At 35.1% G+C, this 24,439-nt stretch carries 19 protein-coding genes; 7 read left to right on the forward strand and 12 right to left on the reverse strand.

The genetic code is table 11. The annotated features are described in order from the left end of the window. Window positions 1-37 precede the first annotated feature (37 nt). The 5 genes from IPM14_04190 (at window position 38) to IPM14_04210 (ending at window position 5,598) form a co-directional block, all read left to right on the forward strand. The gene (locus IPM14_04190; GenBank protein ID MBK9097319.1) at window positions 38-1,027 is read left to right on the forward strand and encodes a hypothetical protein; all 990 of its coding nucleotides are present in this window, start codon (window positions 38-40) and stop codon (window positions 1,025-1,027) included. A gap of 175 nt (window positions 1,028-1,202) precedes the next feature. Continuing rightward, window positions 1,203-2,276 carry a DUF354 domain-containing protein gene (locus IPM14_04195; protein MBK9097320.1) on the forward strand — a complete coding sequence of 358 codons (1,074 nt, stop codon included), beginning with the start codon at window positions 1,203-1,205 and terminating at the stop codon, window positions 2,274-2,276. A 5-nt stretch (window positions 2,277-2,281) separates the two neighbouring features. Then, entirely contained in the window at window positions 2,282-3,439 is a 1,158-nt protein-coding gene (locus IPM14_04200) for an N-acetyl sugar amidotransferase (GenBank protein ID MBK9097321.1), read from the forward strand. Window positions 3,440-3,488: 49 nt separating this feature from the next. Then, window positions 3,489-4,481 (forward strand): GNAT family N-acetyltransferase, encoded by a 993-nt coding sequence (locus tag IPM14_04205; protein ID MBK9097322.1) that lies wholly within the window; start codon window positions 3,489-3,491, stop codon window positions 4,479-4,481. Between the two features lie 295 nt (window positions 4,482-4,776). After that, on the forward strand, window positions 4,777-5,598 hold the full coding sequence (locus IPM14_04210; protein ID MBK9097323.1) for a polysaccharide deacetylase family protein: 822 nt from the start codon (window positions 4,777-4,779) through the stop codon (window positions 5,596-5,598). Window positions 5,599-5,639: 41 nt separating this feature from the next. Here IPM14_04210 and IPM14_04215 read toward each other — a convergent pair whose 3' ends face one another. The 9 genes from IPM14_04215 to IPM14_04255 all read right to left on the reverse strand — a co-directional run bounded on the left by IPM14_04215 (window position 5,640) and on the right by IPM14_04255 (window position 16,578). After that, window positions 5,640-6,302: a class I SAM-dependent methyltransferase gene (locus IPM14_04215; protein MBK9097324.1), complete on the reverse strand. Its 663-nt coding sequence runs from the start codon at window positions 6,300-6,302 to the stop codon at window positions 5,640-5,642. A 362-nt stretch (window positions 6,303-6,664) separates the two neighbouring features. Then, the gene (locus tag IPM14_04220; protein ID MBK9097325.1) at window positions 6,665-9,268 is read right to left on the reverse strand and encodes a DUF2341 domain-containing protein; all 2,604 of its coding nucleotides are present in this window, start codon (window positions 9,266-9,268) and stop codon (window positions 6,665-6,667) included. 291 nt (window positions 9,269-9,559) lie between these two features. Then, window positions 9,560-11,089: a T9SS type A sorting domain-containing protein gene (locus IPM14_04225; protein MBK9097326.1), complete on the reverse strand. Its 1,530-nt coding sequence runs from the start codon at window positions 11,087-11,089 to the stop codon at window positions 9,560-9,562. Window positions 11,090-11,264: 175 nt separating this feature from the next. Beyond that, entirely contained in the window at window positions 11,265-12,347 is a 1,083-nt protein-coding gene (locus tag IPM14_04230; protein ID MBK9097327.1) for a T9SS type A sorting domain-containing protein, read from the reverse strand. Window positions 12,348-12,372: 25 nt separating this feature from the next. Next, window positions 12,373-13,968, reverse strand: a complete 1,596-nt coding sequence (locus tag IPM14_04235) for a hypothetical protein (protein MBK9097328.1) — start codon at window positions 13,966-13,968, stop codon at window positions 12,373-12,375. A gap of 258 nt (window positions 13,969-14,226) precedes the next feature. Further along, complete coding sequence (locus IPM14_04240; protein ID MBK9097329.1) at window positions 14,227-14,421, reverse strand: T9SS type A sorting domain-containing protein; 195 nt, start codon at window positions 14,419-14,421, stop codon at window positions 14,227-14,229. 366 nt (window positions 14,422-14,787) lie between these two features. Beyond that, on the reverse strand, window positions 14,788-15,603 hold the full coding sequence (locus tag IPM14_04245) for an ImmA/IrrE family metallo-endopeptidase (protein MBK9097330.1): 816 nt from the start codon (window positions 15,601-15,603) through the stop codon (window positions 14,788-14,790). Next, window positions 15,593-15,952: a hypothetical protein gene (locus IPM14_04250; protein ID MBK9097331.1), complete on the reverse strand. Its 360-nt coding sequence runs from the start codon at window positions 15,950-15,952 to the stop codon at window positions 15,593-15,595. Before IPM14_04250 ends, IPM14_04245 begins: the two co-directional genes overlap by 11 nt. Before the next feature lie 29 nt (window positions 15,953-15,981). After that, window positions 15,982-16,578 (reverse strand): hypothetical protein, encoded by a 597-nt coding sequence (locus IPM14_04255; GenBank protein ID MBK9097332.1) that lies wholly within the window; start codon window positions 16,576-16,578, stop codon window positions 15,982-15,984. Window positions 16,579-17,194: 616 nt separating this feature from the next. On the opposite strand from IPM14_04255, the gene IPM14_04260 reads away from it, so the two are divergent. Next, window positions 17,195-17,881, forward strand: coding sequence for a hypothetical protein (locus IPM14_04260; protein ID MBK9097333.1), 687 nt, complete (start codon window positions 17,195-17,197; stop codon window positions 17,879-17,881). A gap of 690 nt (window positions 17,882-18,571) precedes the next feature. On the opposite strand, the gene IPM14_04265 is transcribed toward IPM14_04260, so the two are convergent. Further along, on the reverse strand, window positions 18,572-19,027 hold the full coding sequence (locus tag IPM14_04265) for a T9SS type A sorting domain-containing protein (protein MBK9097334.1): 456 nt from the start codon (window positions 19,025-19,027) through the stop codon (window positions 18,572-18,574). 1,131 nt (window positions 19,028-20,158) lie between these two features. On the opposite strand from IPM14_04265, the gene IPM14_04270 reads away from it, so the two are divergent. Beyond that, window positions 20,159-20,359 carry a hypothetical protein gene (locus IPM14_04270; protein MBK9097335.1) on the forward strand — a complete coding sequence of 67 codons (201 nt, stop codon included), beginning with the start codon at window positions 20,159-20,161 and terminating at the stop codon, window positions 20,357-20,359. 688 nt (window positions 20,360-21,047) lie between these two features. On the opposite strand, the gene IPM14_04275 is transcribed toward IPM14_04270, so the two are convergent. Together IPM14_04275 and IPM14_04280 are read right to left on the reverse strand one after the other, a co-directional pair. Beyond that, window positions 21,048-21,596: a T9SS type A sorting domain-containing protein gene (locus IPM14_04275; GenBank protein ID MBK9097336.1), complete on the reverse strand. Its 549-nt coding sequence runs from the start codon at window positions 21,594-21,596 to the stop codon at window positions 21,048-21,050. A 561-nt stretch (window positions 21,597-22,157) separates the two neighbouring features. After that, window positions 22,158-24,287: a hypothetical protein gene (locus IPM14_04280; protein MBK9097337.1), complete on the reverse strand. Its 2,130-nt coding sequence runs from the start codon at window positions 24,285-24,287 to the stop codon at window positions 22,158-22,160. Window positions 24,288-24,439 lie beyond the last annotated feature (152 nt).

Below are 24,439 nucleotides of genomic sequence, written 5' to 3' on the forward strand. Positions count from 1 at the left end.
TTGAGTACCCAGATACAATTGAATTAAAACAGATAAAATGAAAAAAATAAAATTCCTGATTTTAATAATGTCTATGATATTACCATCTGGTTTGAGAATAAGATTATTGAACTTATTGGGATTTAAAATTAACACTAAAGCAAAATTAAATTTATTATCCATTATCATAGTAAATGATATATATATTGGTGCATTTGCAAAAATAGATAGCTTTGTAATAGTAGCTGGTTTAGACAAACTGATTATGGAAGAATATAGTGCAATCCAGCGATTCACAGTCATTAGTGGCAATCATGATTTCAAGATTAGGAAGAGAGCTATGGTAGGATCGAGATGTGTAATTAATGCTGGAGCAGGAAATATAGAAATAGGTGAATATTCCGCATTGGCACCTAAAAGCTCAATTTATACTCATGGCACGTTTCTTCCTGTAACCCTCGGTTACTCAAGAACAAATAAAGGAATTATGATAGGTGATTATTGCTGGATAATGCAGAACACATCTATAGGTCCCGGTGTTCAAATTGAATCAAATTCGATAATACTGCCGGGATCATCAATTGTTAAAAATATACCGGGTGACTTGGTAGTGTATGACTCTCCGGTCGAACGCAAAAAATTTCCGATTTATTTTTTTAAGAAAAAACTAGAAGATTTAGAATTAGTAGAATTAATTAAAGAAATAACAATTAATTATCTCAACTCTTTAAAACCTGGTACTTGTGAAATTCAATTTTCTGAAGATAAAAATGTATTACTTATTAAGCACTTAAAACAAAAGAATTACAAAATTTACTTCACTGGTATTTGCTCCAAAGTACCTGATAAAAATGATAGGACAGTGTCTATATTTTTTTATTATGATTTTGACATAGAGTTAATGAAAAGTAAACAATACATTTGTTACGACTTTAAAAGGATAATAAATTCCTATCCAAAGCAGCCTGCGATTTTAATTGATTTTGACGATTATGCTTTTTTTCATTATGGTTTAAAGTTTATGGATGTTGATTACTTTCAAAATTGAAAATGATTGATTTCTAATAATTATTGCAATACGGAAAAAATGGAATAAATATTCGGTTATTACCGGAAAGCTTTTTATAAAATAGGAAAATTTTTTGAAAACCTTTTCAGAAATTCTTGAAGAAATCTGCTTATAAATAATTGGGATTATAAATAAACCTCAAAATTATTATTAAATGAAAATATTTATTGATATCGGTCATCCTGCACATGTCCACTATTTCCGGAATTTTATAAAGATTATGGAAGGTAAAGGTCATAGTTTTTTCGTTTGTGCACGGGATAAAGAGGTAACTCATTCGCTTTTGAATTATTACCAAATTGATTATACCACAAGAGGTAAAGGCGGAAAGAGTATTGCAGCTAAATTAGTTTATATTGCTAAAGCTGATCGGATAATTTATAAGCTCGCAAAAAATTTTAATCCTGATGTATTTTTAAGTTTTGGTTCCGCTTACGCTGCCCATGTCTCAAGATTTATGCATAAACCTCATATTGCATTTGATGATACTGAACATGCCAGATTTGAGCATATGATGTATGTACCTTTTACGGACGTAGTGTTGACTCCTACCAGCTTTAGTAAAACAATCGGACCTAAACAGATATTTTTCCACGGCTATATGGAATTATGTTCATTACATAAAAATTACTTTAAAGCTGATAATAATGTAAAATTGAAATTAGGACTAAAACCAAACGAAAATTATGTTATTATCCGCTTTGTAGCCTGGAGTGCAAATCACGATATTTTGCAGAGCGGCATAAAAGACGAAACAAGTCAACAAATCGTTGACTTATTAAAAGATAAGTACAAAATATTTATTACTTCTGAAAGCAAATTACCTCCAAACCTTGAATCCTATAAATTAAATATTCACCCAGCTGAGTTGCATTCAGTATTGGCGAATGCATTTTTGTATATTGGCGAAGGCTCTACAACTGCATCTGAGTGCTCAATATTAGGAATACCTAATATTTACATCAATTCTCTCACTGTTGGTTATTGTAAAGAACAGGATGAAAAATATGGTCTGTCTTTTCACTTGAAGGACGATTCGAAAGTTATAGATGTAATAAAAGAACTTTTAAAGAAAGAAGATTTATCCTCTGAATGGAAAATTAAACAGGAAAGAATGCTTCGTGATAAAATAGACGTTACAGCATTTATGGTCTGGTTTGTTGAAAATTATCCTAAAAGTTTTAATGTTATGAAAGAAAATCCCGATTATCAATTTAATTTCAAATAACGATTATGCAGATACTTCCTTATCAATATAAAGCAAATAAAGTCTGTTCTCGTTGTTTAATGGATGATTCTGTAAAAGGTATTTCTTTTGACGAAAAAGGTGAATGTACTTTTTGTATGATACATGATGACATGGAAGGAAAGTTTCCACTTAATGCAAATACTCCGAAGATCCTGAACGAATTGGTAGAAAAAATAAAAAATGATGGAAAGGGAAAAAAATATGATTGCATTATTGGAGTTAGCGGTGGAAGAGATAGCACATACACACTTTATAATGCTGTTAAACTTGGTTTAAGACCCCTTGCAGTCCATTTTGACAATGGCTGGAACTCCGAGATAGCTGTTCAGAATATAAAAAATGTAACAAAAATCCTCGGTGTAGATCTTCACACTCATGTCGCTGATTGGGAGGAGTTTAAAGATTTACAGAGGGCATTTCTTAAAGCCTCTGTTTCGGATGGTGAGGTACCCACAGATTGGGTAATAACATCAGTGCTGTATCAAACTGCTGTAAAAGAAAAAGTTAAATATTTCATTGAAGGTTCCTCATTCAGGACTGAAGGGACTACACCTTTATCCTGGACTTATATGGATGGTAAATATATTAAGTCGATATTTGAGAGATTTGGAACGGGAGTGCACAAATCTTTTCCAATAATGACCATGCCAAAATATCTTTATTATCTTTTTATAAAAAACATTAAATATATAAGACTGTTATATTATATACCGTATAATGAAAAGACAGTCATGGGAATACTAAAATCGGAACTTGGATGGAATGACTATGGCGGTAAACATTTTGAATCAACTTATACAACTTTTTATCAGTCATATGTTTTGACCAGAAAATTTAACATCGACAAACGTAAACTACATTATTCAGCTTTAATCAGGACCAATCAAATAACACGAGATGATGCTTTTAATATACTAATGGAAGATCCTTTTAGAGGCGGAATTGACTCTATTATTTACAATATAAAGAAACTCGATTTAACTGAATCTGAATTCGATGAGATTATGCATTCTCCGAATAAATCTTTTAAGGATTACCCATCTTATTACAATCTTATCAGGAAACTGGAAGTACCAATCCGCTTTGGTTCCAAGCTCGGTCTCATCCCTGAAGTAGTTATCCAGAAATTCTTCAACTTTTAGTTGTAATCTAAACGAAAAATGTAGAACTGATAAAAGTAATTATAGTTTAATGAGATTAGAAAAAATTGATAGTAAAACAAGTTCGGACATCTGGAATAATTTTATTTTTACCAATGCTTCACCTGAAATAAATAACTGTTTTATTGCACATAACCCATCTTTAGCTGAAATTTTTAAGGAAGTATTTGGTTATGAAATTGAATACCATCTTTTGAAAGAAGAAGGTAAAATTATCGGCTTACTCCCGGGTTTTCGGATCAAAGATAAGTATACATCCATCCCGATGTTTCCTGCTGCTGGTATCTTCACAAATTCAGCGAACAATAAGCTTCATTTGTATAATACTATTCTTGAACAGCTTGGTAAATATGAGATTCGGGATACGGTTAAATTTTCAAAATATGTTTACGACGAAAAGATTTTAAGTTACCTTGAACTTGATGAAGATGTTGATACACAGTGGAAAAAGCTGAGTTCTGATAAGCGAAATCATATAAGAAAAGGTTACAAAAACGGGCTTTCTATAAAACTCGGAGGCGAGGAACTTCTGGATGATTTTTATGAGATCTATGCTTTTAATATGCGCCATCTAGGTTCACCCCCGATTGAAAAAACTTTTTTCACAAACCTGATCAGGAATTATAAGAATGGACTTGCCAGAGTATTTATATGCAACTATGAGAATAACCCTATAGGCGGAAGTATTGTTCTGTCATATATGAATTTATTTGAGGTAAGCTGGGCTTCAACATTGAATGAGTATAACAGATTAAAGCCAAATATGGTTATGTACTGGGAGATGATAAAATATGCTGTCGAAAATAAAATCAGATTCTTTTCGTTTGGCAGATCAACCAGGGGAAGTGGCACTCACGAATTTAAATCCCGATGGGGTGCCAGTGAATTACAGTTGTATTTTAACTACTCAAGTTATTCGTTCGATGTCAGGAAATTAAAACTGCTCAGCTACTTATGGAGTAAATTACCACTGAATTTGACAAATAAAGTTGGTCCTTTCATCAGAAAGATCACAAGAATTTAGTCAATCGTAGAGGTCATAAGTTTTAAACTAGTCAGCGACATTATATTTTATCTCTCAGGAATAATTAAAAGTATAATTTAGTAGTATTTCGAACATAATAATAAAGCAATTTTATCCGACCTTACGACTCAGTCACAATTGCATAAATAAATTTTAATAAATGATTCATAATAAAAGCACAGAAAATAATTCAGCAAATAATAAATTTTGTCTGTTTACAAATGATGTTGAAACAACTTCAATTTGGTTTAACACGCTCAGAGATGAAACAGGTTTTAAAGTTTATAAAGAAGGAATGCCCCGGTTGCTGGATATTTATGCGGAGTACGAAATAAAATCAACTTTCTTCTTTACAGGATACATTGCAAGATTAATTCCGGACATTGTAAAAATGATTCTCAAAGATGGTCATGAAGTCGGCTCGCATGGGAAATCCCATCTGCCTGAGAACGGGTTTGATGTTATGCCGTTTGAAAAGCAAAAAAGTCACCTGGAATATTCTAAAAAATTATTGGAGGATATTTCTGGCAAGGAGGTAGTTACTTTCAGAGCTCCCGCACTTCGCACAAATAAGCATACTGCAAGAGTGTTAATAGAAACTGGTTTTAAAATCGACAGCTCTGTTGCTGCCCAGAGATTTGATTTCTTCCTTTCTTTCGGAAGTACAAATAAACTAAAATGGATAACTGCACCTCGCCTTCCATATCGTACTGATGAGAATAATATTTTTAAAAGAGGGAATAGTAAGCTTATAGAAATTCCATTAACCGCAGTGTTTTTACCTTATGTTGGTACAACTATGCGAATTTTCCCTTTGATAACTGCATTACAAAGACGAGTTGTTAACTTAGAAACTAAGTTCAATCATAAACCGGTTGTTTTCGATATTCATCCGAATGAGCTTATTGATGAGTCTAATGAGAGCAGGATTATCCATCAGCGTTCTAAAAATCCTGTGGGATATATTCTGAAAGATTTAATACGTGCTAAGCTGAAAGTTAAAAACCTGGGATTAGAAGCTGATTCACTTTACAGAAAAGAAATTGAGTTTTACAAGAAGAAGAGCTACAATTTTATTACTATTAAAGACTACTGTATCACCCAAAAATTAATTTAGAATAATTTCTGCCTGTTGCACTGATAGACCAAGCTTGTCTATTACTTACTTAATATAAGTATCTCAGTTTTTTCTTTGCTTGAATGTTTGAAGATTTCAGAATAATCATACTTAGAAAACATATCTAAACCAATCACTGCATTTATATAGACAATAAATATTCTTCTTTTGTTTCTGCTAAGTGATTCCTCTATATTATTCAAAACTTTTTCGAACACATTCCTGTTAAACGGATTGTAGAAAAAGAACACATTTGCATCTTTCGGAATAGTAAAGGAAGCTGCATCGCTGTGTAATATTTTAATATCTGAGGAAGAAGCGCTTCTTATAATTCTGTTCATTCTTTCCTTACTAAAATGTACTAATTCTTCTGCAAATTCGACACCGATAATTATTCTAAAGCCCAGCTTGTGGGCCAAGATTAAAACATTGCCCTTACCAGAACCAAAATCAACTAGTGAAGATTTTGTAAAATCAACAGGAAGATTCTTAAATGCCAGTTTAGCATAATAATAACTGGAACTTTGGTATAGGACACCATTTTTTTTATTCGGTGAATCGATACGTAGGGAATTTAACTCGATTGCTTCGTTAAACTTTGTGCTATATCGCAATGAAAATATAAAATCGTAGAAAATTACAAGAATAGTCTCCTTTAATCCCCTGGATTTAATAGATCGGACAACTTTTTTTACTTGCAGCATTTATATAATTCAGAGTTTTTCTACATCTAATTTAATGAAACTCTAGATATGACAACACTTTGTTCGTTGTTTAATACTCAGAGTGAAATTCAGCTCAAGGTTTTTAAACAAACTTACTCATACAAATTATAAGAGTATGAAAATTAATTGTTTGTATATTATTTACTGAAATTATGCAGATGCCTGTTTTGTCATATTGAGCGAAGCGAAATATCTTAAATTTGTTCCAAATTGGAAGCCTTGAGATTCTTCATCCAGCAGTTGCCGGATTCAGAATGACTGCTTTGCGTAACTTCAGTTATATATTAAAATAATGCCCTCACAAAAGTGAGGGCAATTCTGTGAAATTAATTATAACCTGCTCACTTAAGCAGAATCATCTTTTTAGTTTGGACAAATGAATCCGAAATAAGTCTATAAATATATGTTCCACTGGGTAATCCGCCTTTGTCGGAAAATTCAATCTTATGAGAACCTGACTCGTACATTCCTTCAGTTATGGTTGCCACCTTCTCACCTGTTATGTTGTAAAGATCAACTTTTATCTGAGATGCCTTAGGTAGTGAAAACTCTATCACTGTGCTCGGATTAAAAGGATTCGGATAGTTCTGGCTCAGTTCGAATTTATTTGGTGCACCGAGATTTACTTCTACTACCTTTGAATATTCAAACTGTCCATCTGTATCTATTTGCTTTAATCGATATGAGTATATTCCTGCAACTAAATTCTCATCTTCAAATGTATAGTATTTCGGTGAGTTGCTGTTTCCATTTCCCTGCACAAATCCTATTAATATCCAACCCTTGTTGTCATTCTGAGCGGAGCGAAGAATCTCAAACCCGTAATTATTCACTTCTGTTTCTGTTATCCAGTTTAAAGTGACTGTTGAACCGTTGACAGATGCGGAAAATGAATTTAGCTCAACTGGCAGTGGATTGGGAATCTCTACACCGACCGATGAAGTAATATCGCTTCCCGGCCATTTACAAACCCGGAAATCATCAGCATAAGCATAACCCACGTAAGATCCACCACAGTACAAGACACCGCGATTAATTGCGGTTGAATTAGCTGAATGTCCAAAACCAATATCATTAACCCGAACAACTTCTTGCATTGATTCATCATACACTACAAAATCATAGAGATTGGAATTACAGTCAAATGATAATGTAACCAGATACCAGGTATCCATTTCCCAATTAATATTCGTAGACACAAAATTGTTAGTTTGATTATAATAATGAAATCGACCGCCTTGACCTACAACATTTTCTCTTCCTAATCCTGCAACACAATTTAGACTATTAATAGTAGTTCCACTTATATCATAAAGATAAATATCAAAGTCGTTATCTAAATTTGTAGATGACCTTCTCATCCAAGCACCAACAATACCTTGCGTTAGCTGAGCAAATGTTCCTGTAAGAGAAACTGGATTGCTGGACAGATCAGTGATTCTGACAAGTTGAGTACTACTGCGCACGGGATTATTAACAACCGCAACAGTGCTGGGAGTACCCCCTGACCAAGTTAAATTTCCAGCTGATGGTAATGGGGCATCGGAAAGTGCTTGTGCAATGTCAGGTTCTATTAGAAGACATTCTGACCACGTCCAACTACCTGAACCTGGATCAGCTGCATAGTACACTCTTAATTCATCATTTGGAAAAATACTTCGTTCAATATCTAATGTTAATACAAATGGTGTGTCGTTATCCCTTGCATCAACACCTTGAGGTGTGTGAGCTACACGAACCAGCGTTCTATCCGCTTCGGGGAAATACGGGCTCGATGATCTATACAAGTAGAATTTCGAATAGTCACCCACTGAACTATAGGATGGAACGAGAACATAGTAGTTATCATTATACTTGAAGCTAAAAGGACAAAATTGCGAGTAGCGATCATCACTAGGTATTCCGTTAGTAGCAAAAATAGGTCCGGGAGTATGAGGAGTCCAATTGATTAAATCAGTTGATACAGCAATTCCTGATTGACGTGTTCCCCATGTGCTGTACCACATTAAATATTCACTTCCAACTTTCATCACACCCCAGTTTTCTGTCTGGTTGTGTGCCCATGTCGGATCATTGAATACTGGGTTGCCTGCATACTTCGTCCAATTAATCCCATCAGCTGATGTTGCATAGCCTATTTGTCCGGAAGCAGTACCAGAGCCAGTGTAAATCATTCGATAGTCATTTGTTCCTTCTTTCCAAACCATTGGAACTCTCACTCCGGTCGCATCCCAAGAGCCAGAAGAACCAACTGCAACGATAGGATTACCCGAATATTTAGTCCAATTTATACCATCGGAACTTGTTGCTAGTCCAACTTGATGAAGTGAATTGTAACCGTGATAGTACATTCTAAATTCACCAACACGTTCATCATAAATGACACTTGCAAAGGTGGCTCCCTGAGCATCCCACGAACCGGAAGCACCTGGGATGAGAATAGGATTACCGATATGTCGATCCCATTCTCCGGGATTTACAGCATTGGAACTGGGTACCGTTCCAAGAGTATATGATTCAAATCCATCATAAGAATGAAATGTGTTCATTCCGTCTGATATGTTTGGTGCAGTTATATTTCCATAATATAAGTAGATAGTCGAGCCAGCTATAGGAATGCTGGGGACTTTAACCCAGACTACTGCAAACTCATTCGTTGAATTCCAGCTCTCAATCCAAAATGGTAATGGTGTTTCTTCATCAGAATCTGCTATCCTTAAATCACTACCATCACTCTGAGCGTGAGCGAAATCAAAGTTAGTGCTGTTCAGACTTATCTTTACCTGAAAGTCAGTTAAAATAATTCCTGTACTGTTGTTTATTGTGACTGATTGCTGCCAATCCCATCCTTCCCATTGTGCATTTAGTGTTGTTAAATCACCGGCGACGAAAGTAATGAAAAGCAAGCAGATAATTTTCCACTGAGGTTTGTAAAGTTTAAGCATTGTTTTTTCTCCCCCCATACAGAAAGAGATTTCCGTATGAGATAATCTAGTTATGATTATTTAATTTTAGTTCGATTTCCCTCTACGAAGTCATCAGGGAGATAAGGAGAATTGTTTGAGCAAAGTTCTTCCTGATTTCTTCGTTAAACTACGAAATTTTTTTTTGACATTCCAAATTTCCAAAACGACAATGCTGACGTGGTAATAATTATTTCGAAAAATCTTGAAGATAATTCAAAAAAGAAAGGGGATAGTTAAAACCTACCGTCATCCTTCATTAAATCTTTTCATTTATTTAATAACCATTAACTTTTTAGTCTCGCTGTAATTACCGGCACTAAGCTTATAAACATACAGCCCGCTGTTCAATTCTGTTGCATTAAAGTTTACTGTATATATGCCTGCTTCCTTCAGCTCATTTATTAATACAGCCACTTCTTCACCTAATATATTATAAACTGACAGATTTACTTCAGCGGCTTCCGGAATCGAAAACTGAATTGTCGTAACCGGATTGAATGGATTCGGATAGTTCTGGCTTAACTCGTATTTCATTGGAGAATCCAGATTTACTTCTATAACCTTTGAATATTCATACTGACCATCCGTATCTATCTGTTTTAATCTGTATGAGTATTTCCCTGATCGAAGATTTTTATCATCGAATGAATAATATTTTGGTGAGTTACTGTTTCCATTTCCTTGTACGAATCCAATCTTATTCCAGCCCAGCTTGTCATTCTGAGCGAAGCGAAGAATCTCAAATCCATAATTATTTACTTCAGTTTTGGTCACCCAATTTAATTGGATTTTATCGGTCATTTGTTTTAAAGTAAAAGATGAGAGTTCTACCGGCAGAGGATTAATAGATCGGAAAACACCGTTTGCGGTTCCAGCAAAGATATAGCCATCAGAATTACCGGAAAGAGAATATACATCCGAATTTGTTAAGCCTAGTATCAATTGAGTCCAATTATCACCGTTATCTGTTGATCGGAACACTCCAGCGGCGGTACCCGCAAAAATAATACTGTTTGGATTAATTAGTATTGAGCGAATATACTTGCCCTCACCAGCTAGACCCTGGTTGATAGGGACCCAATTATCTCCGTTATTTGTTGACCGGTATACTCCACCGCCGGACGTTCCCGCGAAAATATGACCGCTTGAATTTACAGCAAGTGAGAGTACATGATAACTACTAGAATCAATTCCTTGATTTATTTGAATCCAATTGTCTCCATTGTTAGTTGAACGAAATACGCCACTACTTATAGTTCCTACAAAAATATGATCATTACTATTTATGATTATAGAAGTGGTGTTTGGATCAGTAAGTCCCTGTTCATTTCCAAATCTAACCCAACTGTTTCCGATATTTGTAGAGCGATGAACAGAATTATTAAATGTAGATATGTACATATGTTCTTGTGAATTCAAAGCAATTGAAGTGCTCGCCCCTGTGTATCCTAAATTAGACCAAGTAATCCCATTGTCTGTAGAGTGAAATATACCACCATTCAATTTATGATCTAAAGTACTTATTAAAATTTCACCGCTTGGTTTAATAAATATTTGTGTAGTCATCATGGTATCCAATCTAATATCTGTCCCAATATTAATCCACGATGTCCCATTATCAGTCGAACGAAAAGTATAGTGAGTAGTATCAGTACCTGCAAAAATATCCCCGCTTGAATTTACAGCTAAAGAATAAATCCTTTCAGAATTGAGACCATTTGTTCTTTCCCAGGTATTCTGAGAATAAATAGTTGAAAAGACAACAAAGATTTGAGCAATGATCAGAGTGTAAAATTTCATATTAAATATTTTTTTATTATGTAATAAATGCCGCAGCTTTCGATAGCATTTAAAGATCCATATATATTTGTTTTAAATTTAAAACTGCGATTAACCTGTGAACATCCCCATTAGAGGTAGTCCTATGAAAAAAGATGACAATTCGATGCAGTGTCAATTCTAGCTAAATAAATTACTATTTTAAAATCATCATCTTTTTTGTCTGGACAAACGAATCCGAACTAAGCCTGTAAATATATGTTCCGCTTGTTAGGCCGCTTGCATTGAATTCTATTTTATGATATCCTGACTCGTACATTCCATCAGCAAGAGTTGCAACCTGTTCACCGACTATGTTGTAGAGCTCAATTTTTATCTGCGATGCCCGAGGCAGGGAAAACCGTATAGTGGTGCTCGGATTAAATGGATTTGGGTAGTTCTGTGAAAGTTCATATTGAGTTGGCATTACCTCTACTTCAACAACATCTGAATACTCGAAAGTTCCATCGGTATCGACCTGTTTAAGTCTGTAATGGAACTTGCTGCCGCCTGCAAACAAATCTTTATCAATATAGCTGTATTCCTTTGGTGAGTTTGAATTGCCGTGGCCTTCTACAAAACCGATGCTGTTCCATTCACCTTCGTTAATTCTTCTTTCAACATTAAATCCGTAGTTGTTTACTTCTGTCTTTGTTACCCAGTTAAGTTGAACTTTGTCATGTAAATATTTTGATGTGAAGGATGTAAGTTCTACTGGAAGCGGAGTTGTATTTTCATCAGCAAACACACCTGTGTCCCAAAGGTTTGCATTATCTCCATCGAAAATGTACCAATTGCCATCAGATTCCTGCCAAACAAGTCCAGCATTACCAGAAGGATCAAGAGTCGTAAAATTTATAGTTACCACATCAATCCAATTTGGCGAGGCAGGAACAATTGTTCCACCATTATCTACATTGAGTTCAATATTTAACCAAATTTGATTTGGTAGAGGACGTGTAACAGTGCCTGTAGAGTAATTTCCGCCAGAAAAATTGTGATAGATATAATCTACTCCACTTTGCGTTAAAAACGGGAATGAAAGATCTAAGTTATTAAAATTAAATACTATCGTGGACCCTCCAAGATCGTCAGTGCCAGTATCAGTGTTTAATTGAACTGTTACTGAGTAGTTTGTCCCATTATTTGTAACAACTGAAAATCTACCGTTTACAGTAGTTGAATAAGATGAAATGGCTAAAATAAAAGTTAGGATAAAAGAATAAATCATGTAATGCATTGAAAATCTCCAGTCGTTAATACTATTAATTTGGTACTTGAGTTAATTTACCGTTATTAACTCTCCATTTCAAATTTCTATCTGCTATATTGACACCAGAACTTAGATCAAAGTCTCCTGTTAAATAACCTAATGTCCCATTCTGAATTCTCCACACTAAGTTTCTATCAGCTATGTTTATTCCGCCATTTGCATTTCCATCACCAGCAATCAATCCAAATCTACCACTTCCTAGATCCGCTAATGGCACAGTTCCATACGCCTGTGTTTGTGCAGTACTAAAGTCATATAAAACAGGGCTGAAAGATAATGTAACAGGATTTGCCGTCATAACTGCCAGATGGTTCCGGTGGCGTATAACAGTATAATAATCTCCCGGTGCAACACCCGGGAATTTTACATTACTTACACCATCAAGGTCAACAACGCTTCCATTGTTTAATAAAAATGCCGCTCTTCGTGATACCTGTGTTGTTAAATCGCTTCTTAGCTCAAGCAGGATCCAATCAACAACTCCTGCAGGAATAGTATCCACTGATTCTGTTCCAGTATAATTCCACGGCGCTGTATTATATGGCTGTGCCAGTGGAATGTATCCATTCGTGTTTAATGTTGTGTTCATCGTGCCGGTAGCCGAGACATAAGGACCTTGCAGGAATATTTTCATATTTGCTGAAGGGATAGTCCGGAAAACACCATCTTGTGTTCCTGCAAAGATATCTCCATTTGTATTTATAGTGAGTGAACGAACATCATCATTTGTTAAACCAGCAGTTATATCAATCCAGTTTTCTCCGTTATCCGTAGATCGAAATATTCCACCAGCAGTTCCAATAAAAACATCTCCACTTTGGTTTATCTCAATCGCAGAGACATAAAGGGCTTCACCAGCTAACCCTGAATTGATTTGAACCCAATTTTCACCGTTATCTGTTGATCGATACACACCACCGCCGGAAGTCCCGGTAAAAATATGACCATTCGCATTTACAGCAAGTGACTGAATATAGGTTGTTGTTAAGCCTAAGTTAACGGGAACCCAGTTATCTCCATTATCAGTTGATCGAAATACGCCGCCAAAAATAGTTCCAGTAAAAATATGTCCTAAAGAATTTATTAAAAGTGATGTTGGATGCAAACCGTCGTTGTTAGATAAACCAGAATTTATTGGTCCCCAGTTATTTCCATCATCAGTTGAGCGATATACACCAGAAGATAAAGTTCCGACAAAAATATCTCCTCCGGGATTTATGGCAATTGAAGATCCTGCCATAAAAAATCCCGATTGAGTCCAATTACTTCCGTTATCCGTCGAGCGGAATACACCTCCGCCCTGATTATGATCTATGGTAATCAAAAAAATTTCACCGCTAGGTTTAATTGCAATGCCATTAGTTTTTAAATTCACCAAATTTAGATTTACCCAATTAACACCATTGTCTGTAGATCGCCATAAACCAAAGCTAGTGTCACTTCCAGCGAAAATTTCTCCATCAGAATTCATCGCAAGTGAATAAATTGGAAAACCATCCAGGTCATTTGTTTTTTCCCAAAAATTATGAGAATAAACAGCAGAAATAGTAATTAGAATCCAAAAAAAGATAAGATTAAATTTTTTCATACGAGTTACAATCTTGAGAATTAGAGGTCAAAAGTCAATTATCCTGCCAAATAAGAGAGGTATTTTTGTCCCATTTTTAAATTTTTAACTTTGTGCCATTTTCAAAATGGGGCATAATTCTCTAAAGAATAAGAATTATTAAATATGCTTGAGCGTATTCTGGGAAATGGTCGGAAAAACTAATTTTCTCTCTTTAAATTCTAATAGCAAAGATTACTAAATATTACTAACTCATAATGACAAGAAATAAATATTCTATCATAACAGTACCATCTTTCTCGTTTCAACAAACTCAGCAGTGAAAAGCTGATAAATGTATATTCCAGAGGCCAAACCATCGGCTGAAAATTTAACTTCATAAATTCCCTGTTCTTTTACCTCATCATCTAAAGTTGCAATTTGGTTGCCAAGTAAATCATACACGTGTAATTTTACAGCTACACTCTGTTTCATTCCAATCAATGGAATACTGAATTTTATTTTTGCGCCTGTTCTCGGATGGACAGTTTAAACTGAATTTATTTCGGTTTCAAATGTTTAATATTTCTCTTCCCCGGGCCATAATCAAATGAATCAATCTATAAATAGGTTATTAATTCACTTCTACCATCTTCCATCTCCCATCATACATCCTACATCTTTCATTTCCTATCCAACTTCTGCCATCTTCTCAGCCAGAGACGCATTTCATTTCGCTCATCATTTTCCATCTAACGTCTTCCGTCTCCCATCTTCCATCATACATCCTACATCTCAATACTTGCTTCTAACTGCTTACTATTTACTACTTACAAATTACTAATTACTGATTACTATTCACTATTCAAACTCACTCTCCCATAACAACGTAAGTACTGCATTGTAACCGGGCATTGCTACACTTTGCTCATAGAAATACGTACCCGACTTACATTTATAATCTTCTGCAAACCAAACATAAGCGGGGATCAGATCGGCACATGTCTGCATTGTCCTGTCTAAAAAAAAATCACTAACAGCAGTCTCTTCTCTGACTTTATAACCGGGTGATAAAAATTTCAGCGGAAAATATTCGTGGAAGGCGCTCCATTTTACAATCCCATCCCTGCTGTAAATAACAGCAGCCGGGTATTTACCGATATTTATATAACGCAAAGCAGCAGCGGATAATGAAACATTAAAATATTCCGCCAGTTCTTTTATTAATTCAAAATCAATTCTGCGCTTAATAATAAAATCATTGAACCACGGGCGATGCATAAGCAGTTCTGCGGCAAATTCGTTTGCATCGGATTCACGCGCTTTTATTTTATTTACGCTGTTAATATCATTCTCTGCGCATCTGAACAGATTTCTGTAGTTATTATCAGCCCCAGAGGCATTTGTAATTTTATCATTCCGTTCATTAAAATAATGTCCTATTTCATGCGCAACAGTAAATCGCTTCGAACCATAGTCTGTTATACTTTTACTTATAGAGATTATTCCTGCATTTGAATTATGTATCAAACGTCCGTAAAAATTATTTGACTTGGATTCTTTGATCGCAAGATTCTCTGCAAATGCAAGTTCTTCAACATTTAATTGTCCGGGATGTTCAATACAGTATCTGTTTATTAATTGAGATGCCAGTTCAGCAGGTCTGCTATTTTTCATTATTAATAAAATCTTCCAATTCTTTCAGAAGCTGTGTGTCTTCTTCAATTTCCTTAATATCTTTTTCATCCACACCTTCCAGGTTACGGTATGCTAATATTAATTCCTGTCTATTGATAGCCGTATTGTATTCAGATGTTAAATTAGATTTAAATCCGGCAAGTTTTTCTTTAAGCTTTCTTCCGCGCTCAAGTCTGTATTCTGCTTTCTTTTTTTTGATGTATTCTGATAATTCCTCGTTTTTCCCCTGTATATCTATCCCCGTATTTTCTATGTACTCTTCTGTAAGTTCGCTGCCGCCATCTGCTGATTGCAGCAAAAACTCAATTAGAGTCGTCCCTTCTTTCATAAAGCACCAAGTATATTTATTAGTATATTTTAGTTGTATTTGTATCTGGAAATGATTGAATATAATTTTTTCAGTATCTCTCTTTTTATATAAACTACCTTTTCAACAGGCAATCCGTAATATTCTGCAATTCCTTTGTTGTCACTGTAACCGAAATCTTTCATCGCTAAAAATACAAGTTGATGATCCTCATTCTCTTCCAGCGCATTGTAACAGAGTTCAAAAAGATTTTTATTTTCTAAATGCCTGGCTAAATCAATTGCTTTTTTATCTTCTATTTCAGGTGTTAATTCATTTTTAGCATCTTCTTCTATATCATGATGCATTAAATCATCTATTGAACTGCTTCTTTTAGATTTTTGTTTTGCATTCCAGACTTCACTTTTTATGGCTGTCATCATATAAGCATCAATGCTGCTTACTTTATCCATATCCCATGTTCTTGTCCCGTCAAGTACCGATTTAATTATGTTGCTTACAATGTCTTCCGGTCCAAGATGACTGACACAAATGCCGTTAGCAGAAAACTTTAGGAGTATATCTGCCTGTTTTGTCCAATCCGCAAATTTTTTCTCATTTAAAGCTTTTTCAAAAGCATTATAGATTTCATTTTTACGCGATATCAATAATCCGTTTCCCGGAATTTGTTTCTGTTATATTGTAGTACTGACATCTATTATCTGCTTTCTGTTCATCCTGGATTATCAAAATATAAAATTCATTCAATTAATTACCTTTCTGAATATTAATACTATCAAGATCGGGGATCTTGTTATTTAATTAAAAAAAAATTCATTACACAAAATTGCCGGTTGTGTAGTATTTAAAGGCAGTTGAAGATAAAAAATCGAAGAATATGATTGAGCTGATAAAAATATTTGAAATTGAAACCCTGCTATCTTGCGGTTTGCTTTCGGTTGTATTCCGGTTGATTCTCGCTTTATTATCGGTTGCGAACCGTTCAGCATACCGGAAGAATCGCAGGATTATTCTTCCCTTATTAATAAAAATAAAAGCACTTAAACCTCGCTCTCCCCCGGATTTAAACCCCCTAAAACTATCCTGGGTCGGTACCGGAATTTTACTTAAATCCTGTTTTTATGACATCATTTGTATAAAAACATATTTATGATTTGAAAACTATCCTTGCTAACAGATCATAAGTATCAGGAAAGACTCAGAATCATTACTAAAAGTAAAAAATGCTTTAAAAATTTAATTAAATCGAAAGGAAATGCTATCATGGCAAACTTAAGAAAAAAAGTGCTCGGCACTGTCAGCGGTGCGGTTGGTGATGTACTATTCCGCACAAAGAATGGAAAAAATTATGTGGGTACGAAACCACTCTCATTTATACCAGGTAAGGATGAAAAATCTATTGCAAGAAGGAAACGGTTTGCAATGGCTACGCGTCTTGCCAGACCCATTAATTCTATCTATAACCTTAAATCATTATGGAAATCTGTAACACCTGCTGACTTATCTCCATACAATCAGATTGTTAAAGCAAACTACACTTCTGTTCAATCTGATTTGGTAAGTAATCAGGTTAAGTTAGTTCCGGATATCGGATTTTCGATGCAGACTAATTCTATCGAACTTGATGAGAATCGACTTCGGGTAACTATAAATGGTGTAACTGCAAACTCTGGTATAGATACCACCGTAGAACTCTATTTTCAGTTGGTTGGTGTTATTTATCTGTCAAATCCAATATCTGAAGAAAGTGCAGATCATCTGTTCTTCCGTTTGATTTTCGATGAACAGCCGCTTGTACTTGACACCGGACTGGACTTTGCTCTGGATTTCTTTGATCAGACTTCACAGTTAATTTCACAATATCAGAACAGGAAAGTATTTCTGACACTTCTGACGTTGGATGCGGATAGAAATTCAGTTAACTACTCCAATACATTCTTTAACAGTTAATTATCCTCTAACAAATAACGGCACGGGAATTCCAATCCGTGCCTTTAATTTTATTAATGATGTTCTAATCATAATTCTTTCCGAATACCAGATCTGTCAAAAAAAATTTCCTTCCCCTCATAACTTCGAATAGAATATTTTTAATAATTATCCCGGTTGAGGCAGAATAATTATAGAAAATAAAAACTATTCCAATATTTAAAAGTCCTGTAATTACGAAATATATTAGTAGTTTATAGTAAAAAAGTGAACTTTAAAAAGCATTTTAAAGAAAATAGATTCCCGCTCCTGCCTACAGCAGGCAGGTTCGCGGGAATGACAGGTTAGTAACAACTACTTCCTTTAAACCCTTCTCAACAGAAAATTAAGATTAGCTTTTACCGGTTTTTATTTGACTCAAAAGAATCATCTTTTTTGTTTCGACATAATCGTCTGCTTTTTCGTTTCTGTTTAACAGAGTAGAGACAAGCAATCGATAGAAAATACTGCGATTGCGATTTCAGGTCTGGAGACCTGACCTACGGATGAACTTCACCGGTCATATTGATCACCCTCTCCCTTGGGGAGAGGGACGGGGTGAAGGAAAATTTTATTGTTGTTCAATGATTAAATCATCTGGTTTAGTTCTTCAATATCTCCATGCCCGAAGGTGCAGAACTCACATCAATCATTTTCGGAATTACAAGACAGTTATCGTAGCAGCAACATCTTTTTCGTTTGAACAAATTCAGATGAATTTAACTGATAAATGTAAACACCCGACGTAAGATTGTTTGATTGGAATTCCACTTCATAAGTTCCCGGCTCTTTATTTTCATTAACCAATGTTCCAACTTCATTTCCAAGAATATCATAAACTTTCAATGTGACATTACCAGTTACTGGTAACTTATAACTAATTACTGTATTAGGATTGAAAGGATTGGGATAATTCTGGGATAGTTCATAATTAGTTGGAGCTGTATTAATCTCAATTATTTGTGAATATTGAAATGAACCATCATTATCAATCATCTTCAGCCTGTATTGAACTACTGGAAATCTGTGCTGCGTAATATCTGTAAAACTATATTCGACTAATGAATTCGGATTTCCATAACTTTCAACAAAACCGATTACCTCCCATTCATGGACGGGCGTAGTCATAGACGAAGCCCTCTGAATTTCAAATCCGCTATTATTCAGGGATGAAGCAGTTTTCCATTCGAGCAAAACATTTTGGTTAGAGAGTAAAGTAGCACTGAATGAAACAAGTTCAACCGGAAGAGGACCAAATAAATCAGTGAATTCTCCGGTCTGCCAGAGTGTTGAATTATCTGCGTCATATATACCCCAGAATGGACTTGTGGTCTGCCAGTCTAAATGTGCAGCTCCGTTTGGATCAACAATATCAAAATGAATAGTAACAACATCAGTCCATCCCGGGCTGGCAGTTACAACTGTTCCGTTATTATTGTTAATAAACGGTAAATCTATATTTACCCATAATTGATTTCTCATCGGCTTTGTAATTGTAGCTGGCGAATAATTCCCATCACAAAAGTTGTGAAAAAAATAATCCACGTTTTTGATAAGATTATCTCCTATTGCAACAGCAGTGGTATCAAAGCTAAAAGTAATTGTTGCGCCACCTAGATCATCTGTACCAGTATCTGTATTTACCTGAAGAAGAATTGTTAATTCAGAAGCAGACATATTTACAACTGTGAATCGTCCATTAATTGTTGTTGATTGTAAAGATGAATGAGAAAAGAAAAGTAAGACACCTAAAAGCAGAATAAATTGTTTCATATTTCACTCCACCGTTAAAAGAGTTAACACCATTTCAGATTTTACCCCGGCTCATTATTAAAGTAATTCGGTATCGTATCTATCAATACCGGATTTTAACAGCCATTCCTTAGTACTCTTTTCCAATCAGATAATCTTGATTATTCACTCATATGGACTGCATATTTTTTTAAACCGTTAAAACGGTTTATTGTTTTACATATTTCTAATTAACCCACGACTTAAGTCGTGGGTTAATTATCTAAAGACTAATGGTTTATAACCGTTTCTCCATTGGAGTCCTTTGGACATCGGTTTTTCAATACCTTAAGAACTAAGTGATCAACTTGAGTTATTTAGCTAAATTTTTATCTTTAGTATTTTTTAAACTCAATCATCGAATAATTATTGGTGGTAGATTTATTCAATTCAAATACCATGATTGTTTCTACGAATATGAATTAAAAAAGCGGTGTGTGATGTTATTTCTTATGACGGACGACGATAATGTCCGACAATAAAAAGATGGAGCAACTTTTTTCGAAAATTCATCAGGAGGACACTTTCAATATTCACGTATCACTTAAAGTTCTGCAGGGGTGTCATTCCGGCGATCCGCCAAAGGCGGAGTGGGTTAATAAGCTGAAAATCTTGAACAACAACAGTTATAATGGTATAAAAAGTAAGTTGGCAAAATATGATGATTAAAAAAAGGAATGATGTTAGAATATAATAACAGGGGAGTAATACACAGTAGAATTTAATTTATTCTGGATCTTGTTACTTAAGCAAAACCATCTTCTTAGTATCTACAAAACTCTGTACTGCCTGCCCATTATGGGAGCTTGTCGAAGGATCAGCACTCTCAATCCTGTAAATGTATATCCCTGAAGAAAGATTTGATATTTCGTTGTGTGTAGAAAATTCTACTTCATACGTTTCCGGTGCTTTCTCTTCATTGACTAATGTTGTTACCTCATTTCTTAAAATGTCATAAACTTTTAGGGTAACATATTGAGATTGCTGCGCTCCGCTCGCAATGACATTTGGAACAGTAAATTTTATTTTAGTTGAAGGATTAAATGGATTCGAATAGCTTTATTCCAGCACAAAAGAAAAAGAAAGTTTTAAAATGGAGTTTTTATAATTTGTGTCGCGAAATTTATTCCACGTAGAGACGCATCGCGATGCGTCTTTACAAATGGAACCGAATATATTACCTGGTAACAGCGGGATTTCTACCCAAGCAGGCCAGTGGAAGCATAAAAGAAAATGAAAGTTTTAAAATAGAGTATTTGTGATTTTTATCAGGAAATTTATTTCGCGTAGAGGTTTTTAAAAATATTTAAAAACAAAGTTGACGGGATGAATCTCGCACTACATTAATTTTAATTTCTCATCGTAATAAAATCATTTTCTTGGTGTCAGAAAACTCTGAACTTTGCAGGCGATAAATATATATTCCTGATGCCAGATTAGCGGCTGCGAATTCAACTTCATAGACCCCGGGTGTTTTATCTTCATTAACCAATGTTGCGACCTCATTTCCCAGAATATCATAAACCTTTAATGTGACCAGGACATTGTCATTCCGTCCGCCTGAGGCGGATTGACCCGGAATCTCAAATTTTATTTTAGTCGATGGATTGAAAGGATTCGGATAGTTCTGTTCCAGCAGAAAAGCATTTGGGAAGTCTGGATTTGGTTCAACTGAGGTTGGATAATCTTCAAATACACCATTTTCCCAAAGAGTCGAATTGTCATCATCAAAAATTCCCCAGAACAAGCTGTTAGTAAGCCAGGTTAAATCCTGAGTTTCATTCAAATCCACGGTGTTAAAATGAATAGTTACGATATTTGTCCATTCAGGTGTTGTTGACACAGTTGTTCCGTTATTACTGTTAGTGAATGGAAGATCAATGTTAACCCAAATTGTATTCTCCATAGGTCGTGTTATAGTAGCAGTAGAATAGTTTCCGCCGCTAAAATTATGGAAGGTGTAATCAACATCTTGAATTGGATTTTCATTAATGGATATAGCTGAGGTATTAAAATCAAATACAATTGTCGCACCGCCAAGCTCAGCATTACCGGCGTCGGTGTTAATTTGTAGAAGAACTGTGGTCTTTGAAGCATCAGCACTTACAATCACAAATCTGCCATTAATAGTTGCCGGTTCTACTGAACAAGCATTCCATAATAATAATACTCCCAGAAGGAAACTAAACAGCTTCATATTTCTCTCCATTACAAAAAAGAGTTTGCATCATATTCCGGTTTTAACCGAACTCTCGTTAATAATACATCGGCTTGTTGTTGAATTTGCCGAACTTAAATAGCATAGCTTAAATCCTACCAGTAATTATGACTCCTTATATTTTATTTAATAAAAATTCTATTTTTTAAAATGAATTTATTTCTTTACTTAACATCTTTCTCTCCGCTCAACATCTTTCATCATCCGTCTCCCATCTTCCATCAACCATCTTCCATCATTTATTTTTACTTACGGTACTTGTGTTGTTTTACCATTATTGATATTCCAAAGCTGATTAACATCGTGAATCGTAACTCCACTGTTCATATTAAAATCACCTTCGAGATAACCCATATTACCATTCTGGATTAACCATACATTATCTCTGTCAGATGTATTGACGACTCCATCAGCATTACCGTCTGTCGCAACCATTCCATATTTTCCTGTACCTAATTCAACCATTGGGTTTTGACCATATGCTTTATTCATTGCATTTGTAAAATCGTATAAAGCTGATGTTAGTGATAATTCAACTGGTGCTGCTGACATTATTGCAAGATGGTTCCTGTGGTGTATTGCTATATAATAAGAACCAGGATCGACATTCGTAAAGAATACTCCTTCGCTGCCATTTGGTTCTAATAAAAGTCCATCATTTTTTAGAATAGCTGCGCGACTGGAGATAATTTGAGATGGATTTGCTGCGTTTCTTAATTCGACTAATACCCAATCTACCATCGCAGAGTTTGGACCGGAGCTAAAACTTTCATTACCATTATAATTCCAAGGAGGCTGATTATAAGGTTGTGAATTCGGTAGGAATGAACCTTGAGTTAAATTCGTTGACATAAGATTATTATTGAATGGTCCTTGAAGATATACCTTGCCTCTAACTCTGACATTATTAGATTGACTTTCGGTATATTCCAGAGCGCCAATATCCCACGCACCTGTTCGTGGATTTCCTAAAATATCATAAGCTAAAAACGGATATTCGGTAGACAAATCAACTCCCATATCCCTGCCTGCCGTTGTGTAGTAATCTGCTTTATCAAGTCCATATTTATTAGTGAATACAATAAGATTAGAATTTGCTGTATCACTATTTACATCATAACCTAACCCTTGCCAAGCCTCAAAAGTTCTGACCACGCCGTAAGTAGCAAGATAATCTTCATAACCACCATACTCGGCATATAAATTATAATCACAATATCCGATAACAGTTGGGGCATTGATATTAAGATGTCCGTTAATATTTGTATCAACCACGCATAGATTATTTGCAAAGAACATACTATCCGCACCCCAAATTGTAAACAAGCCCGGATTTCTACCTTTGATAATTATTGTGTTATTAAATACTCTCGCTGTTATAGCAGGGTCTAAACTTGCTCTGCCCAAACCTATTGCACCTATGCCAGTATATTGCTTCCTATGAACAAGTATGTTATTGTAAATCAGAATCTCCATCGGGGGGTCTTCTGCGTTCTGATGATTGTAGATTAAGTTATTCCACATCACTCCGTTTGGATTCGTATCTATAATTAAGTTATTTGAAATCGTAAATCTTCGTCTTGAAAAATCAGTATTTCCAGGAAAACCTAAATCAGATATTTGTATTCCATCTCTGTGTGCATCTGTTGTCATACTGCCATTTCTCATTATAATGGTATTGCCATCAATAGTATGTCCGCCTAAACCACCTGCTATGCCAAAGGGGTCTGTATTATTGTCAAGGTCATTCTCAGGCTGTTCTATGTGAGAATTTGTTACCTTAATAGTATTGCCCTCTAAATAAAACATACCATTACGCCCATTGCCTATTATATTCCAATTATCCATTATAATCATACTGTCTCTGTAATAACGACCATCAGCACCAGAACCTCCGAGATAAAACATTAGACCACTAGTTGTTCTGTCATCAGTGCAATTAAAGCCTGTAAGTTTAAGATTGGTTATATTGGCAATCTGTAAAATCCATTGTGTATCATTATTATACGGAAGAATATTAACATCACCATTATGTCCTGTGTGCCAAGCGGGGGCTATTACAACTTCCGAATCATAAACAATACCATCCAGTCCATAAACCTCAAATGCCGGATATATCCTATGTGCGTATGCACCTGCTTCTCCACGATAATCGCCATTAGAAACATAAACAGTATCACCACCTTGCAGTATGTCAAAGTTAATACCGTCTGAAACGTGCTGAGAATCGGATATAGACGTCCACGCATCAGTCCAGCTTCTTCCAGTATTTGCACCTATGGCATCTTTATCTACATACCAGATTGTCTGTGCAATGGCATCGCCATCAAGTTGGTTAATTGCAAAATAAAGAAGAGTGCTTAGTAGTATTGCTTTCATATGTTCATCTCCTGATTGGCATCAACAATAAATTTTCTATTTTGTATCTATTAACAATAAACCTATATAATTCCTCTGGTTTTTATGTTTCTACTATATATCCAGTTTGTTTAAGAGTTAATAGCTTTGATAATGGCTTATGTCAATTACAA

Source organism: bacterium, from assembly GCA_016716565.1.
Lineage (GTDB): Bacteria > Bacteroidota > Ignavibacteria > Ignavibacteriales > Ignavibacteriaceae > IGN2.

Excerpts from the sequence above, each read along its gene's own strand:
- IPM14_04190 (MBK9097319.1), top strand. The coding sequence starts at position 38 with ATGAAAAAAATAAAATTCCTGATTTTAATAATGTCTATGATATTACCA.
- IPM14_04195 (MBK9097320.1), top strand. The coding sequence starts at position 1,203 with ATGAAAATATTTATTGATATCGGTCATCCTGCACATGTCCACTATTTC.
- IPM14_04200 (MBK9097321.1), top strand. The coding sequence starts at position 2,282 with ATGCAGATACTTCCTTATCAATATAAAGCAAATAAAGTCTGTTCTCGT.
- IPM14_04205 (MBK9097322.1), top strand. The coding sequence starts at position 3,489 with ATGAGATTAGAAAAAATTGATAGTAAAACAAGTTCGGACATCTGGAAT.
- IPM14_04210 (MBK9097323.1), top strand. The coding sequence starts at position 4,777 with ATGCCCCGGTTGCTGGATATTTATGCGGAGTACGAAATAAAATCAACT.
- IPM14_04215 (MBK9097324.1), bottom strand. The coding sequence starts at position 6,302 with ATGCTGCAAGTAAAAAAAGTTGTCCGATCTATTAAATCCAGGGGATTA.
- IPM14_04220 (MBK9097325.1), bottom strand. The coding sequence starts at position 9,268 with ATGCTTAAACTTTACAAACCTCAGTGGAAAATTATCTGCTTGCTTTTC.
- IPM14_04225 (MBK9097326.1), bottom strand. The coding sequence starts at position 11,089 with ATGAAATTTTACACTCTGATCATTGCTCAAATCTTTGTTGTCTTTTCA.
- IPM14_04230 (MBK9097327.1), bottom strand. The coding sequence starts at position 12,347 with ATGCATTACATGATTTATTCTTTTATCCTAACTTTTATTTTAGCCATT.
- IPM14_04235 (MBK9097328.1), bottom strand. The coding sequence starts at position 13,968 with ATGAAAAAATTTAATCTTATCTTTTTTTGGATTCTAATTACTATTTCT.
- IPM14_04240 (MBK9097329.1), bottom strand. The coding sequence starts at position 14,421 with ATGAAACAGAGTGTAGCTGTAAAATTACACGTGTATGATTTACTTGGC.
- IPM14_04245 (MBK9097330.1), bottom strand. The coding sequence starts at position 15,603 with ATGAAAAATAGCAGACCTGCTGAACTGGCATCTCAATTAATAAACAGA.
- IPM14_04250 (MBK9097331.1), bottom strand. The coding sequence starts at position 15,952 with ATGAAAGAAGGGACGACTCTAATTGAGTTTTTGCTGCAATCAGCAGAT.
- IPM14_04260 (MBK9097333.1), top strand. The coding sequence starts at position 17,195 with ATGGCAAACTTAAGAAAAAAAGTGCTCGGCACTGTCAGCGGTGCGGTT.
- IPM14_04265 (MBK9097334.1), bottom strand. The coding sequence starts at position 19,027 with ATGACTACGCCCGTCCATGAATGGGAGGTAATCGGTTTTGTTGAAAGT.
- IPM14_04270 (MBK9097335.1), top strand. The coding sequence starts at position 20,159 with ATGTCCGACAATAAAAAGATGGAGCAACTTTTTTCGAAAATTCATCAG.
- IPM14_04275 (MBK9097336.1), bottom strand. The coding sequence starts at position 21,596 with ATGGAGAATACAATTTGGGTTAACATTGATCTTCCATTCACTAACAGT.
- IPM14_04280 (MBK9097337.1), bottom strand. The coding sequence starts at position 24,287 with ATGAAAGCAATACTACTAAGCACTCTTCTTTATTTTGCAATTAACCAA.